Here is a 15,074-nt window from a genome sequence, read left to right as displayed (position 1 = left end):
CAGGAACGAATTCCCGCCAAATTTAGGGGTACAAGAGTCTAAAGAGGATCTTGTCCCCAGTCAAGGCAAGGCCCCGACCTCCCCGCCTATCAAACCTCGACAAATTGTCTCGATTCGATGAACGGAGTGACCAGGGCCTCAGCTCATTTACCGCAGAACTCAGTTACCGCTCGAGTTCAGCGCTTCGGTCAGTGCAGCTTCCACTTCACTGGCGCTCACGCGCAACGGCTTGTCTGCATCACGGCGACGCTTACGCTCGCTGTGATAAGCCAGACCGGTACCAGCCGGGATCAGACGACCCACGACCACGTTTTCTTTCAGGCCGCGCAGGTAATCGCGCTTGCCGGTTACCGCCGCTTCGGTCAGTACGCGAGTGGTTTCCTGGAAGGAAGCCGCCGAGATGAACGATTCGGTGGACAACGACGCCTTGGTGATACCCAGCAGAACGCGAGTGAACTTGGAGACAAACTTGTCTTCGCCGCTCAAACGCTCGTTCTCTACCAGAACGTGAGTCAATTCCATCTGGTCGCCCTTGATGAAACTGGAATCGCCGGATTCAGCGATTTCAACTTTACGCAGCATCTGACGCAGGATGGTCTCGATGTGCTTGTCGTTGATCTTCACGCCTTGCAGACGGTAAACGTCCTGGATCTCGTTGACGATGTACTTGGCCAGCGCACTCACACCCAGCAGACGCAGGATGTCGTGTGGATCGCTCGGGCCGTCGGAGATAACTTCGCCGCGGTTTACCTGTTCGCCTTCGAACACGTTCAGGTGACGCCACTTCGGAATCAGCTCTTCATACGGATCGCTACCGTCGTTCGGGGTGATAACCAGACGGCGCTTGCCCTTGGTCTCTTTACCGAACGCGATGGTGCCGCTGACTTCAGCCAGGATCGACGCTTCTTTCGGACGACGAGCTTCGAACAAGTCGGCAACACGCGGCAGACCACCGGTGATGTCACGAGTCTTCGAAGTTTCTTGCGGGATACGCGCGATAACATCACCGATCGCGATCTTCGCACCGTCCGCCACACCGACCAGGGCGTTGGCTGGCAGGAAGTACTGAGCGATAACGTCAGTGCCTGGCAGCAACAGATCCTTGCCGTTGTCATCGACCATCTTCACAGCAGGACGGATATCCTTGCCGGCAGCTGGACGGTCTTTGGCGTCGAGTACTTCAATGTTGGTCATACCGGTCAATTCGTCAGTCTGACGCTTGATCGTGATGCCTTCTTCCATGCCCACGTAGGTCACGGTACCTTTCATTTCGGTAACGATCGGGTGAGTGTGCGGATCCCACTTGGCCACGATTGCGCCAGCGTCGACCTTGTCACCTTCTTTAACCGAAATCACGGCGCCGTACGGCAGCTTGTAGCGCTCGCGCTCACGACCGAAGTCATCAGCGATAGCCAGCTCACCGGAACGGGACACAGCAACCAGGTGACCATCCACTCGCTCAACGTGTTTCAGGTTGTGCAGACGGACGGTACCGCCATTCTTCACCTGAACGCTGTCGGCTGCGGAGGTCCGGCTTGCCGCACCACCGATGTGGAACGTACGCATCGTCAGCTGGGTACCCGGCTCACCGATGGACTGGGCAGCGATAACGCCGACCGCTTCACCGATGTTCACCTGGTGACCACGAGCCAGGTCGCGACCGTAGCACTTGGCGCAGATACCGAAACGGGTTTCGCAGCTGATCGGCGAACGTACGATCACTTCGTCGATGCTGTTGAGTTCGATGAACTCGACCCACTTCTCGTCCACCAGGGTGCCGGCAGGAACGATAACGTCCTCGGTACCTGGCTTGAATACGTCACGGGCGATAACACGACCCAATACGCGCTCACCCAACGGCTCTACTACGTCACCGCCTTCAATGTGCGGAGTCATCAGCAAACCGTGTTCGGTGCCGCAATCGATCTCGGTTACAACCAGGTCTTGCGCCACGTCTACCAGACGACGGGTCAGGTAACCCGAGTTCGCCGTTTTCAACGCGGTATCCGCCAGACCTTTACGAGCACCGTGAGTGGAGATGAAGTACTGGAGTACGCTCAAACCTTCACGGAAGTTCGCAGTAATCGGCGTTTCGATGATGGAACCGTCCGGCTTGGCCATCAGGCCACGCATACCGGCCAGCTGACGAATCTGTGCTGCGGAACCCCGCGCACCCGAGTCGGCCATCATGTACATCGAGTTGAAGGACTCCTGGTCGACTTCGACGCCATGACGGTCGATGACTTTCTCTTTCGAGAGGTTGGCCATCATCGCCTTGGAAACTTCGTCGTTCGCCTTGGACCAAAGGTCGATCACTTTGTTGTACTTCTCGCCCTGGGTTACCAGGCCGGAGGCGTACTGACTTTCGATCTCTTTCACTTCGTCGGTGGCAGCACCGATGATGCGGGCTTTTTCATCCGGGATAACGAAGTCGTTAACGCCGATGGAAACGCCGGAAATGGTCGAATAGGCAAAACCGGTGTACATCAACTGGTCAGCGAAGATCACGGTCTCTTTCAGACCAACCACGCGGTAGCACTGGTTGATGAGCTTGGAAATCGCCTTTTTCTTCATCGGCAGGTTGACGACGTCGTACGACAGACCTTTTGGCACAACCTGGAACAACAGCGCACGGCCGACAGTGGTGTCGACGATACGGGTGTTGGTCACGCTGCCGCCATCACGGTCGTTGACGGTTTCGTTGATCCGCACTTTGACCTTGGCGTGCAGTGCGGCTTCGCCGGCACGGAACACACGGTCAACTTCCTGCAGATCCGCGAACACACGACCTTCGCCCTTGGCGTTGATCGCTTCACGCGTCATGTAGTACAGACCCAATACAACGTCCTGCGACGGAACGATGATTGGCTCACCGTTGGCTGGCGACAGGATGTTGTTGGTCGACATCATCAACGCACGCGCTTCGAGCTGGGCTTCCAGCGTCAGCGGTACGTGCACGGCCATTTGGTCGCCGTCGAAGTCGGCGTTGTACGCGGCGCAGACCAGCGGGTGCAGCTGGATAGCCTTACCTTCGATCAGTACCGGTTCAAACGCCTGGATACCCAGACGGTGAAGGGTCGGTGCACGGTTGAGAAGAACCGGGTGTTCGCGAATCACTTCAGCGAGAACGTCCCAAACCTCTGGCAGTTCGCGCTCGACCATCTTCTTGGCAGCCTTGATGGTGGTCGCCAGACCACGCATTTCCAGCTTGCCGAAAATGAACGGCTTGAACAGCTCGAGAGCCATCTTCTTCGGCAGACCGCACTGGTGCAGACGCAGGGTCGGGCCTACGGTAATTACCGAACGACCGGAGTAGTCAACACGCTTACCGAGCAAGTTCTGACGGAAACGACCCTGCTTACCCTTGATCATGTCAGCCAGGGATTTCAGAGGACGCTTGTTGGAACCGGTGATAGCGCGGCCACGACGACCGTTGTCGAGCAGTGCATCGACAGCTTCCTGCAACATACGCTTTTCGTTGCGCACGATGATGTCCGGAGCGGACAGATCCAGCAGGCGCTTCAAACGGTTGTTACGGTTGATCACTCGACGATACAGATCGTTGAGGTCGGAAGTCGCGAAGCGACCGCCATCCAGCGGGACCAGTGGACGCAGGTCTGGCGGCAGAACCGGCAGAACGGTCAGCACCATCCACTCTGGCAGGTTGCCGGAACCCTGGAAGGCTTCCATCAACTTCAGACGCTTGGACAGCTTCTTGATCTTGGTTTCGGAGTTGGTTTGCGGAATTTCTTCACGCAGACGGCCAATCTCGTGTTCCAGGTCGATAGCGTGCAGCAGTTCGCGGACAGCTTCGGCACCCATGCGGGCATCGAAATCGTCGCCGAACTCTTCCAGCGCTTCGAAGTACTGCTCGTCGTTGAGCAGCTGACCTTTTTCAAGGGTGGTCATGCCTGGATCGATAACGACGTAGCTCTCGAAGTAGAGAACGCGTTCGATATCGCGCAGGGTCATGTCCATCAGCAAGCCGATACGCGACGGCAGCGATTTCAGGAACCAGATGTGGGCAACTGGCGAGGCCAGTTCGATGTGCGCCATGCGCTCACGACGAACTTTTGCCAGCGCGACTTCAACGCCGCACTTCTCGCAGATCACACCACGGTGCTTCAAGCGCTTGTACTTACCGCACAGGCACTCGTAATCCTTTACCGGGCCAAAGATCTTGGCGCAGAACAGGCCGTCACGCTCGGGTTTGAACGTACGGTAGTTGATGGTTTCCGGCTTTTTAACTTCACCGAACGACCACGAACGGATCATCTCAGGCGATGCCAATCCGATACGGATGGCGTCGAACTCTTCGACTTGACCCTGGTTTTTCAGCAAATTCAGTAGGTCTTTCAAGGCCTTTCCTCCTGGCGGAGCAGAGAGCGGGCAGTGCTGCCCCGCTCTCGATTCGCGTCACGTGTTATTCGGTTTCCAGATCGATATCGATGCCGAGGGAACGAATTTCCTTGATCAACACGTTGAAGGACTCGGGCATGCCCGGCTCCATACGGTGATCGCCATCCACGATGTTCTTGTACATCTTGGTACGGCCGTTCACATCGTCCGACTTCACTGTGAGCATTTCTTGCAGAGTGTAAGCGGCACCGTATGCTTCCAGTGCCCAGACCTCCATCTCCCCGAAACGCTGACCACCGAACTGCGCCTTACCACCCAGCGGCTGCTGGGTAACCAGGCTGTACGAACCGGTAGAACGCGCGTGCATCTTGTCGTCTACCAAGTGGTTCAGCTTCAGCATGTACATGTAGCCAACGGTAACCGGGCGCTCGAACTTGTTGCCGGTACGGCCGTCGGTCAGCTGCATCTGGCCGCTTTCTGGCAGGTCTGCCAGTTTCAGCATGGCCTTGATTTCGCTTTCCTTGGCGCCGTCGAACACTGGAGTGGCCATTGGAACGCCGCCACGCAGGTTTTGAGCCAGGTCCAGGATTTCCTGGTCCGAGAAGTCATCGAGGCTTTCCTGACGACCGCCGATCTCGTTGTAGATCTCGTGCAGGAACTTGCGCAGCTCGGCAACTTTACGCTGCTCTTCAACCATGCGGTTGATCTTCTCGCCCAGACCTTTGGCCGCGAGGCCCAGGTGGGTTTCAAGGATCTGACCGACGTTCATACGCGAAGGTACGCCCAACGGGTTGAGGACGACGTCGACCGGGGTGCCATTGGCATCGTGCGGCATGTCTTCAACCGGCATGATCACGGAGACCACACCCTTGTTACCGTGACGACCGGCCATCTTGTCGCCCGGCTGGATGCGACGACGGATTGCCAGGTAGACCTTGACGATTTTCAGCACGCCTGGAGCCAGGTCATCGCCCTGCTGCAGTTTGCGCTTCTTGTCTTCGAACTTGTCGTCCAGCAGACGGCGACGATCAACGATGTAGGCCTGGGCCTTCTCGAGCTGCTCGTTCAGAGCATCTTCAGCCATGCGCAGTTTGAACCACTGGCCGTGCTCAAGACCGTCGAGAACTTCGTCGGTGATGTCCTGGCCTTTCTTCAAGCCGGCGCCGCCTTCGGCTTTGTGGCCGACCAGAGCGGAACGCAGACGTTCGAAAGTAGCGCCTTCGACGATACGGAACTCTTCGTTGAGGTCCTTGCGGATCTCGTCCAGCTGGGACTTCTCGATCGACAGGGCACGAGCATCACGCTCAACGCCGTCGCGGGTGAAGACCTGTACGTCGATGACAGTACCTTTGGTACCGGTAGGTACGCGCAGGGAGGTGTCTTTAACGTCGCTGGCTTTTTCACCGAAGATCGCACGCAGCAGTTTTTCTTCCGGAGTCAGCTGGGTCTCGCCTTTCGGAGTGACCTTACCGACCAGGATGTCGCCTGCGCCAACTTCAGCACCTACGTAAACGATACCGGCTTCGTCCAGCTTGTTCAGTGCAGCTTCACCCACGTTCGGGATGTCCGCAGTGATTTCCTCTGGGCCAAGCTTGGTGTCACGGGCCACACAGGTCAGTTCCTGGATGTGGATCGTGGTGAAACGGTCTTCCTGAACAACGCGCTCGGACAGGCAGATGGAGTCTTCGAAGTTGAAGCCGTTCCATGCCATGAAGGCGATGCGCATGTTCTGACCCAGTGCCAGTTCACCCATGTCGGTGGACGGACCGTCGGCCATGATGTCGCTACGCTGAACCCGATCACCTTTACGCACCAGCGGACGCTGGTTGATGCAGGTGTTCTGGTTGGAGCGGGTGTACTTGGTCAGGTTGTAGATGTCGACACCGGCTTCACCGGTTTCAACTTCGTCATCGGCAACACGTACCACGATACGGCTGGCGTCGACGGAGTCGATCACGCCGCCACGACGTGCCACGACGCAAACGCCGGAGTCACGGGCTACGTTACGCTCCATGCCAGTACCTACCAGCGGCTTGTCAGCGCGCAGGGTCGGTACAGCTTGACGCTGCATGTTCGAACCCATCAACGCACGGTTGGCGTCGTCGTGCTCGAGGAACGGGATCAGCGACGCTGCAACCGAAACTACCTGCTTGGGCGATACGTCCATCAAGGTGACGTCTTCCGGCGCCTTGACGGTGAACTCGTTCAGGTGACGAACAGCTACCAGCTCGTCGATCAGGACTTTCTTGTCGTTCATCGTGGCCGAAGCCTGGGCGATCACGTGATCGGCTTCTTCGATGGCGGACAGGAACACGATCTCGTCGGTGACCAGAGCGTCTTTCACCACACGGTACGGGCTCTCGAGGAAACCGTACTGGTTGGTGCGCGCATAGGCGGCCAGGGAGTTGATCAGACCGATGTTCGGACCTTCCGGCGTTTCGATCGGGCAAACACGACCGTAGTGCGTCGGGTGAACGTCACGAACTTCAAAGCCGGCACGCTCACGCGTCAGACCGCCAGGGCCGAGTGCAGAAACACGACGCTTGTGGGTGATCTCGGACAGCGGGTTGTTCTGGTCCATGAACTGCGACAGCTGGCTGGAACCGAAGAACTCTTTCACCGCCGCAGCCACTGGCTTGGCGTTGATCAGGTCTTGCGGCATCAGGCCTTCGCTTTCTGCCATCGACAGACGCTCTTTGACCGCACGCTCAACACGTACCAGGCCAACGCGGAACTGGTTCTCGGCCATTTCGCCTACGCAGCGAACACGACGGTTACCCAGGTGGTCGATGTCATCGACGATGCCTTTACCGTTACGGATGTCGACCAGGGTCTTCAGTACCGCGACGATGTCTTCCTTGCACAGCACGCCCGAACCTTCGATCTCGGTACGACCGATACGACGGTTGAACTTCATCCGGCCGACCGCAGACAGGTCGTAGCGCTCAGGGCTGAAGAACAGGTTGTTGAACAGAGTCTCGGCAGCGTCTTTGGTTGGCGGCTCGCCAGGACGCATCATGCGATAGATCTCGACCAGCGCTTCCAGTTGGTTGCTGGTGGAGTCGATCTTCAGCGTGTCGGAGACGAACGGACCGCAGTCGATATCGTTGGTGTACAGAGTTTCGATGCGAACAACGCCGGCCTTGGCGATTTTCGCCAGGATCTCGGTGTTCAGCTCGGTGTTGCACTCTGCCAGGATTTCGCCGGTTGCCGGATGCACGATGACCTTGGCGGTTGTGCGACCCAAGACGTAGTCCAGAGGCACATCCAGCTCTTTGATCCCGGCTTTTTCCAGCTGGTTGATGTGGCGAGCAGTGATACGACGACCTTGCTCGACAATAACCTTGCCTTTGTCGTCCTGGATATCGAGGACAGCGATTTCACCGCGCAGGCGCTGAGGCACCAGCTCCAGGCTCAGGGTCTCGCCCTTAACGTGGAATACGTTGGTGGTGTAGAACGCGTCCAGCACTTCTTCAGTGGTATAGCCGAGCGCGCGCAGCAGTACCGATGCAGGCAGCTTGCGACGACGGTCGATACGCACGAACACGCAGTCTTTCGGGTCGAACTCGAAGTCCAGCCACGAACCGCGGTAAGGAATGATGCGCGCGGAGTACAGCAGTTTACCGGAGCTGTGCGTCTTGCCACGGTCGTGGTCGAAGAACACGCCAGGGGAACGGTGCAGCTGGGAAACGATTACACGCTCGGTACCGTTGATTACGAAGGTACCGTTCTCAGTCATCAGGGGGATTTCACCCATGTAGACTTCTTGCTCTTTGATGTCCTTGATCGCTTTGTTCGACGATTCTTTGTCGAAAATGATCAGGCGCACTTTTACCCGCAAAGGTACGGCGTAAGTTACACCGCGCAATACGCATTCTTTGACATCAAATGCCGGTTCGCCCAGGCGATAACCGACGTACTCCAGCGCAGCATTGCCGGAGTAGCTGATGATCGGGAAAACGGATTTGAAGGCCGCATGCAGGCCCACGTCGCGGAACTGATCTTTAGTCGCTCCCGCTTGCAAGAATTCACGATACGAATCCAGCTGGATGGCCAGGAGGTACGGCACATCCATGACGTCCGGCAACTTGCTAAAGTCCTTGCGGATACGTTTTTTCTCAGTATATGAGTAAGCCATCAGCGTTCCCCAGCTTGGTCACCTGCTTGTTTGGCCCCTCCCGACGGGAGCAGCCAGAAAATCGTGCAAACCCCATGGTTTGCGCCACCGCATCGGGTGGTTACAGCTCGTTACCGGCACCGACCCAGTCGGCTGCCAATAACGGAAAAAGGCCGGTGGCAAGAGCCACCAGCCATCAGCCTGTCGCTTAACGCTCGGGCTGGAGACGCAAAGTCGATGCTTACTTCAGCTCGACTTTAGCGCCTGCTTCTTCCAGAGTTGCTTTGGCTTTGTCAGCTGCGTCTTTGGCAACAGCTTCCAGAACCATGGCAGGAGCGCCGTCAACTACAGCCTTGGCTTCTTTCAGGCCCAGACCGGTCAGTTCACGTACTGCCTTGATCACGTTAACTTTCTTCTCGCCAGCTTCGGTCAGCATGACGTTGAATTCAGTTTGCTCTTCAACAACGGCGGCAGCAGCAGCTGGACCTGCCGAAGCAGCAGCAGCGGTAACACCGAATTTTTCTTCGAAAGCTTTGATCAGCTCAACAACTTCCATTACGGACATGTTGCCAACTGCTTCAAGGATATCGTTCTGAGAGATAGACATGAATCTAATTCCTGATATTGGGGACGGCCTACGCGACCATCGAAAAAAACAAAAAACGCGAGAAGTTGACGAGCCTTAGGCTGCAGCAGCTTCTTTCTGGTCGCGAATTGCCGCCAGAGTACGAGCCAATTTGCTGGTAGCGCCTTGAATCACGCTCATCAGCTGAGAAATTGCTTCGTCACGGGTCGGCAGAGTTGCCAGTACGTCGATTTGGTTAGCTGCGAGGAACTTGCCCTCGAACGCAGCTGCCTTGATCTCGAACTTGTCCTGACCCTTTGCGAACTCTTTGAAGATCCGGGCAGCAGCGCCTGGATGTTCCTTGGAGAAGGCAATCAGGGTAGGGCCAGTGAACACGTCGTTGAGGACACTGAATTCAGTGTCAGCAACAGCGCGCTTGAGCAGGGTGTTACGTACAACACGTACGTAAACGCCAGCTTCACGAGCCTCTTTACGGAGTCCGGTCATCGCGCCTACTGTTACGCCACGGGCATCAGCCACGACAGCGGACAGAGCGACTTTGGCAGCCTCGTTGACTTCAGCGACGATGGCCTTCTTGTCTTCGAGTTTAATTGCCACGGGTTTAACTCCTGCTTGTTACCGTTTCATCTGGTCGAAACCGGATGTCGTTTTGGTGTCTGATTCGGTAAGGAACCGGGAGCACCATCTGCGTAGGCTTGTGGTTTAAGACTTGCGTCGCCTACGGTCTTGGATAGCCCCCGCCAGGCAGGGACCCCAATTTTTCAATTGGCGCGATCACTCGCGCCAATCTGTGTCTTACGCGTCCAGCGAGCTCTGGTCGATAACCAGACCTGGGCCCATAGTGGTGCTCAGGGTAACGCGCTTGACGTAGATGCCTTTCGAGGAAGCTGGCTTGATACGCTTCAGATCAGCGATCAGGGCTTCAACGTTTTCCTTCAGCTTGACGGCGTCGAAGCCGATCTTGCCAACGGAAGTGTGGATGATGCCGTTTTTGTCGGTGCGATAACGAACCTGACCAGCCTTGGCGTTTTTAACCGCGGTAGCTACGTCTGGAGTTACGGTACCGACTTTCGGGTTAGGCATCAGACCACGTGGACCGAGGATCTGACCCAGTTGACCTACAACGCGCATGGCATCCGGGGATGCGATCACTACGTCATAGTTCAGGTCGCCGCCTTTCATTTCGGCAGCCAGGTCGTCCATGCCTACACGGTCAGCGCCGGCAGCCAGAGCGGCTTCAGCAGCTGGACCCTGGGTGAACACAGCAACGCGAACGGTCTTGCCAGTGCCGTGTGGCAGCACAGTAGCGCTACGAACGACCTGGTCGGATTTACGCGGGTCAACACCCAGGTTTACAGCAACGTCGAACGACTCGCTGAACTTGACAGTCGACAGCTCAGCCAGCAGAGCAGCGGCGTCTACAAAGTTGTAGGCCTTGCCTGCTTCGATTTTGCCGGCGATAGCCTTTTGACGCTTGGTCAGCTTAGCCATTACACACCCTCCACGTTAAGGCCCATGCTACGAGCAGAACCGGCGATAGTACGCACGGCTGCTTCCATATCAGCTGCAGTCAGATCCGCGTTTTTGGTTTTCGCGATTTCTTCCAGCTGAGCACGGGTTACAGTGCCAACCTTAACGGTGTTCGGACGAGCGGAACCGCTGGTCAGACCGGCCGCCTTCTTCAGCAGAACCGAAGCAGGGGTGGATTTGGTTTCGAACGTGAAGCTACGGTCGCTGTAGACAGTGATGATCACTGGAGTCGGCAGACCTGGCTCAAGACCCTGAGTACGGGCGTTGAAAGCCTTGCAGAATTCCATGATGTTCACGCCGTGCTGACCCAGAGCAGGACCAACAGGTGGGCTTGGGTTAGCCTGAGCGGCCTTCACTTGCAGCTTGATGTAAGCGGTAATCTTCTTGGCCATGAGGCACTCCAATTACGGGTTCAAACGCCTCGAAAGGCTCCCCGGTTACTTGCGCGTTTATCCCAGTGACGACAAAACCCCACAGCCTAAGGCTGCGGGGTTGGGATGCTTGTTCAGTTAGACCTTTTCGACCTGACTGAACTCCAACTCTACCGGGGTAGAGCGTCCGAAAATGAGCACCGCGACCTGGATCCGGCTCTTTTCGTAGTTGACCTCTTCGACCGTGCCGGTGAAATCGGCAAACGGACCGTCATTGACGCGCACCGACTCGCCCGGCTCGAACAACGTCTTCGGCTTAGGCTTGTCGCTACCATCGGCGACGCGACGCAGAATCGCTTCTGCCTCTTTATCCGTGATCGGTGCCGGCTTATCGGCAGTACCGCCGATGAAGCCCATCACACGAGGAGTATCCTTGACCAAGTGCCAAGTACCCTCGTTCATATCCATCTGGACCAGCACATAGCCAGGGAAGAACTTACGTTCGCTCTTGCGCTTCTGGCCATTACGCATTTCAACCACTTCTTCAGTGGGAACCAGAATTTCGCCGAAGCCATCTTCCATGCCAGCCAGCTTCACGCGCTCGATCAGCGAGCGCATAACATGCTTCTCGTAACCGGAGTAAGCATGCACAACGTACCAACGCTTAGCCACGGGACACCCTTAGCCGACAATCAAGGAAACAAGCCAGCCGAGCAGGGAATCAAGACCCCACAACAGCAACGCCATAACCAGGACAACAGCCACAACGATCAACGTGGTCTGCGTGGTTTCTTGGCGAGTTGGCCATACGACTTTACGAATCTCGGTGCGCGCTTCCTTAACCAGTACAAAGAAAGACTTGCCCTTGACCGTCTGCAGGCCTACAAAGGCAGCTACAGCAGCGATCACAAGCAAAGCGAGCACGCGGTACAGGATTGGCGAAGCAGAGTAATACTGATTGCCAACAACGCCAACAGCCACCAAAGCGACTACTACTAGCCACTTGAGCAGATCTAAGCGCGAGCCTTGAGCTTCAGCTTTAGGAGTCATCTATGAAGATCCTGTGAAAAGAAAGCCAGACACACCGAGTGAATCTGGCAGGTCAGGAGGGAATCGAACCCCCAACCTACGGTTTTGGAGACCGTCGCTCTGCCAATTGAGCTACTGACCTAAAACAAAATCAGGCCGACCATTATGCAGGCCCGAAAAAGACTTTACAACACTTACTCAATGACCTTTGCACTCCACCAGCACCTGGGACTCAAACCGCCCTCAAGCACAACGAAACACAACCAGGCCATTAAAACAAAGGCAGATATTTTCATATCTGCCTTGTTATATGGAGCTCTTGAGCGGATTTGAACCGCTGACCTCACCCTTACCAAGGGTGTGCTCTACCAACTGAGCTACAAGAGCGTAACACTGTGCAAAACCTGCAAACGTGGAGCGGGTAGCGGGAATCGAACCCGCATCATCAGCTTGGAAGGCTGAGGTTCTACCACTAAACTATACCCGCGAGGCTTGCAGCTCTCGCTAAAAATGGTGGAGGGGGAAGGATTCGAACCTTCGAAGTCGTAGACGTCAGATTTACAGTCTGATCCCTTTGGCCGCTCGGGAACCCCTCCTAAGCGAGCCGGCATTCTACATCATGCCAGCCTTCTGTCAAGCATTTTTCTCATTAAAATCCTGAGCTTATCTGCGTTGACCTCGCTTCACATCGTTGACCGCTTTAGGTCTTCGCTGTGGAGCGGGCGCCATTCTATGCAAACTATTCGGTGGGTGCAACCCCCCCACACAGCATTATTTTATGTTTTAACTCATTGAATTCTCTAGAAAGGTTTATCAGCTGCAGGTCATCCAGCCAGCGCTTGCTTTCAGGGGCCACTCGGACCCAGTACGCAGGGGGTTCAGCGGCACTGGGCGGCAGCGACTGATACTTCACGCCCATGCCGGTCAACCTGCGTTCAAGCGCTTGCTCGACCTCCTGGCGAGTAAAACCACCCAGATATAGGCACTCCGCCTCTGCCTGCGCCACCTGCCCTTTATCCTTGGCCTTGTCCGTCGCCTCGCTCAAGAGACGAATGTCCTGCTGGGAGCCGCGATACAAGCTCAGGGGCGTCACATCCTTGGCTCGCAGGGGGGCCTCCTGTTGATGCCAGACGTAATAGAACACATTGAGAACGAGCAGCAGCAGAAACAACCAACGCATAAAGACCTCAGGACAAAGGGCATGCCATCGCCAAGCCGACGAACACCAGGTCGGGAACCACCCGAGCCTCAGGCACGATCTCGCTGACCAGCGTCGCATCGCCACCAGTGAGGAATACCGTAAAACTCTCCCCCCAATAACCACGCGCCATCTCCAGCTGCGTCAGAACGAACCCCCGAAGCATCAGCAGGCAGCCGCGCTCAACCGCCTCGACCGTTGTACGACCTGGAACAAGCCGCTCCAAGGCGCGCTCAGCCGCCAGATCTCCATAACGAATCTTGCGGGTGTGGGTGCGCAGCTGGTTTCGCATCAATGGCATCCCAGGGCATATGAACCCTCCGAGATGCTCTCCATTCCCGGAAACAAAGTCCGCAGTCACCGCCGTACCAAAATCAAGTACAAGGCAGGCGCCAGACGCCAGATGAAAACCTCCCAGCAGCGCCAGCCAGCGATCAAGGCCCAGTCGTTCGAATTCCTCATAGCCGTTGCGAACACCGGCCATTGCCTCTGTGGGGGCTGCACAGACCACTGAGATATCGAAGGTCGCCTTCAGCCGGGCAATCAAGTCACCGGTTTCTTCGGCCGTCCTGACACTCACCAGGCGACAGAACTTCAGGGCAAGGCCTTGAATCTCTTTCACACCCTCAAGCAATGCCAGGTCGGAATCGACGACACCCTCTCCCACGACCTGACGGGCATTCGCCTCGAGGACGCGCCACTTGATGAAACTGTTTCCGCAGTCGAGCTCAAGAATCATGACGCAACCTCAGACTTAGCTCACCACCACTGAAGACTTTTTCCACATCACCCACCTTCAAGCGCAGCGCACCCTGACCATCGATGCCCAGCACTTCGCCATCTATTTGGTTTGCACCCGCAATCAACGACACCGCACGCCCCTGCCACAGGTGATGCTGCTCCCACTCAGCCTGGATTGCCGAAAAGCCATCCGCCTGATGGCGAGCCAGGTACTTCTGCAGCATTTCCCCCAGCTGCGCGACCAGGCGATTGCGATCAAACGCCCTGCCCGACTCCAGGCGCATGGACGTCCATTGCTGGTCGACTTCATCGGTCATCTGCATGTTTACATTAATCCCGACACCCAGCACCACGTGACAGACGTCGGCAGGGTCCCCCACCAACTCAAGCAGGATGCCGGCGATCTTCTTCTGCCCCACCAGCACATCGTTGGGCCATTTCAAGCCCACACCGGGAATACCAAGCTCGCGCAAGGCCTGCATGACGGCGAGCCCCACGACAAGGCTCAAGCCTTCCAGCTGGCGCATGCCCCCCTCGATCCGCAAGACCAGGCTGTAGTAGATATTCTCTGCGAATGGACTGACCCATTTTCGCCCTCGCCGCCCGCGGCCCGCAGTCTGCCGCTCGGCAAGCACAACAAAAGGCGCAACCTGGTGCCGCTCGATGGCGCGCAAGGCTTCGGCATTGGTGGAATCAAGAGAGTCGAAGACCAGAACTGGCCATTTGCAAGAGGGAGCCAGTCGCTCTACCTCCACGGGATCAAGCAGAGTCAACGGCGCAGCCAGTTGATAGCCGCGTCCTCGAACCTTATGAATGGACAACCCCAGCTCAGCCTCAAGATGCTGAAGCTGCTTCCACACAGCACTGCGACTGATACCCAGGGCAGCGCCCAGCGCCTCGCCCGAATGGAATCGGCCATCTTTAAGAAGCTCTAACAACGTCAGCATGCAGGTCTCGCCTCACAATGAGGCCCGCATGATAGCCACGCCCTGAGCCCTTGCATAGAAACCCGGGGTGACAGATTTTCCTGCGGACAAAAACAAAACCCCTACCTGCATGCGCAGATAGGGGTTTCGGAATTTAATCTTGACGATGACCTACTCTCACATGGGGAAACCCCACACTACCATCGGCGATGCATCG

General features: G+C 56.6%; 11 protein-coding genes and 4 tRNA genes. All 15 read right to left on the bottom strand.

What is annotated here, in order from left to right; all coding sequences use genetic code 11:
• Positions 1-159 precede the first annotated feature (159 nt).
• Complete coding sequence (gene rpoC / locus SOP95_RS17255; protein ID WP_008065703.1) at positions 160-4,359, bottom strand: DNA-directed RNA polymerase subunit beta'; 4,200 nt, start codon at positions 4,357-4,359, stop codon at positions 160-162.
• Between the two features lie 64 nt (positions 4,360-4,423).
• Positions 4,424-8,497 (bottom strand): DNA-directed RNA polymerase subunit beta, encoded by a 4,074-nt coding sequence (gene rpoB / locus SOP95_RS17250; RefSeq protein WP_008018199.1) that lies wholly within the window; start codon positions 8,495-8,497, stop codon positions 4,424-4,426.
• 220 nt (positions 8,498-8,717) lie between these two features.
• Positions 8,718-9,083: a 50S ribosomal protein L7/L12 gene (gene rplL / locus SOP95_RS17245; protein WP_034148078.1), complete on the bottom strand. Its 366-nt coding sequence runs from the start codon at positions 9,081-9,083 to the stop codon at positions 8,718-8,720.
• A gap of 75 nt (positions 9,084-9,158) precedes the next feature.
• Entirely contained in the window at positions 9,159-9,659 is a 501-nt protein-coding gene (gene rplJ / locus SOP95_RS17240; protein ID WP_007970413.1) for a 50S ribosomal protein L10, read from the bottom strand.
• 198 nt (positions 9,660-9,857) lie between these two features.
• Positions 9,858-10,553 (bottom strand): 50S ribosomal protein L1, encoded by a 696-nt coding sequence (rplA, locus tag SOP95_RS17235; protein WP_003186095.1) that lies wholly within the window; start codon positions 10,551-10,553, stop codon positions 9,858-9,860.
• The gene (gene rplK / locus SOP95_RS17230) at positions 10,553-10,984 is read right to left on the bottom strand and encodes a 50S ribosomal protein L11 (protein WP_007933726.1); all 432 of its coding nucleotides are present in this window, start codon (positions 10,982-10,984) and stop codon (positions 10,553-10,555) included. Before rplK ends, rplA begins: the two co-directional genes overlap by 1 nt.
• A 117-nt stretch (positions 10,985-11,101) precedes the next feature.
• The gene (nusG, locus tag SOP95_RS17225) at positions 11,102-11,635 is read right to left on the bottom strand and encodes a transcription termination/antitermination protein NusG (RefSeq protein ID WP_007933727.1); all 534 of its coding nucleotides are present in this window, start codon (positions 11,633-11,635) and stop codon (positions 11,102-11,104) included.
• 9 nt (positions 11,636-11,644) lie between these two features.
• Positions 11,645-12,013, bottom strand: coding sequence for a preprotein translocase subunit SecE (gene secE / locus SOP95_RS17220; protein WP_274074388.1), 369 nt, complete (start codon positions 12,011-12,013; stop codon positions 11,645-11,647).
• Positions 12,014-12,058: 45 nt separating this feature from the next.
• Positions 12,059-12,134: transfer RNA gene (locus tag SOP95_RS17215), tRNA-Trp, on the bottom strand.
• Positions 12,135-12,303: 169 nt separating this feature from the next.
• A tRNA-Thr gene (locus SOP95_RS17210) sits at positions 12,304-12,379 on the bottom strand.
• Positions 12,380-12,405: 26 nt separating this feature from the next.
• Positions 12,406-12,479: transfer RNA gene (locus SOP95_RS17205), tRNA-Gly, on the bottom strand.
• Between the two features lie 24 nt (positions 12,480-12,503).
• Positions 12,504-12,588: transfer RNA gene (locus tag SOP95_RS17200), tRNA-Tyr, on the bottom strand.
• Between the two features lie 143 nt (positions 12,589-12,731).
• A complete protein-coding gene (locus SOP95_RS17195; protein ID WP_274074387.1) occupies positions 12,732-13,172 on the bottom strand; it encodes a hypothetical protein in 441 nt (146 codons plus the stop codon).
• 7 nt (positions 13,173-13,179) lie between these two features.
• On the bottom strand, positions 13,180-13,929 hold the full coding sequence (locus SOP95_RS17190) for a pantothenate kinase (RefSeq protein WP_323607742.1): 750 nt from the start codon (positions 13,927-13,929) through the stop codon (positions 13,180-13,182).
• Positions 13,919-14,878 (bottom strand): bifunctional biotin--[acetyl-CoA-carboxylase] ligase/biotin operon repressor BirA, encoded by a 960-nt coding sequence (gene birA / locus SOP95_RS17185; protein ID WP_274074385.1) that lies wholly within the window; start codon positions 14,876-14,878, stop codon positions 13,919-13,921. The genes SOP95_RS17190 and birA overlap by 11 nt, the downstream gene beginning before the upstream one ends.
• Positions 14,879-15,074 lie beyond the last annotated feature (196 nt).

The sequence above is a fragment of the Pseudomonas sp. YuFO8 genome, assembly GCF_035065025.1.
Taxonomy (GTDB): Bacteria; Pseudomonadota; Gammaproteobacteria; order Pseudomonadales; family Pseudomonadaceae; genus Aquipseudomonas; species Aquipseudomonas putida_AE.
Note: the sequence above shows the minus strand (reverse complement) of the source record. Positions and strands in the feature narration are given on the sequence as shown.

Excerpts from the sequence above, each read along its gene's own strand:
- rplK (WP_007933726.1), bottom strand. The coding sequence starts at position 10,984 with ATGGCCAAGAAGATTACCGCTTACATCAAGCTGCAAGTGAAGGCCGCT.
- SOP95_RS17195 (WP_274074387.1), bottom strand. The coding sequence starts at position 13,172 with ATGCGTTGGTTGTTTCTGCTGCTGCTCGTTCTCAATGTGTTCTATTAC.
- rpoB (WP_008018199.1), bottom strand. The coding sequence starts at position 8,497 with ATGGCTTACTCATATACTGAGAAAAAACGTATCCGCAAGGACTTTAGC.
- SOP95_RS17190 (WP_323607742.1), bottom strand. The coding sequence starts at position 13,929 with ATGATTCTTGAGCTCGACTGCGGAAACAGTTTCATCAAGTGGCGCGTC.
- birA (WP_274074385.1), bottom strand. The coding sequence starts at position 14,878 with ATGCTGACGTTGTTAGAGCTTCTTAAAGATGGCCGATTCCATTCGGGC.
- rplA (WP_003186095.1), bottom strand. The coding sequence starts at position 10,553 with ATGGCTAAGCTGACCAAGCGTCAAAAGGCTATCGCCGGCAAAATCGAA.
- rplL (WP_034148078.1), bottom strand. The coding sequence starts at position 9,083 with ATGTCTATCTCTCAGAACGATATCCTTGAAGCAGTTGGCAACATGTCC.
- secE (WP_274074388.1), bottom strand. The coding sequence starts at position 12,013 with ATGACTCCTAAAGCTGAAGCTCAAGGCTCGCGCTTAGATCTGCTCAAG.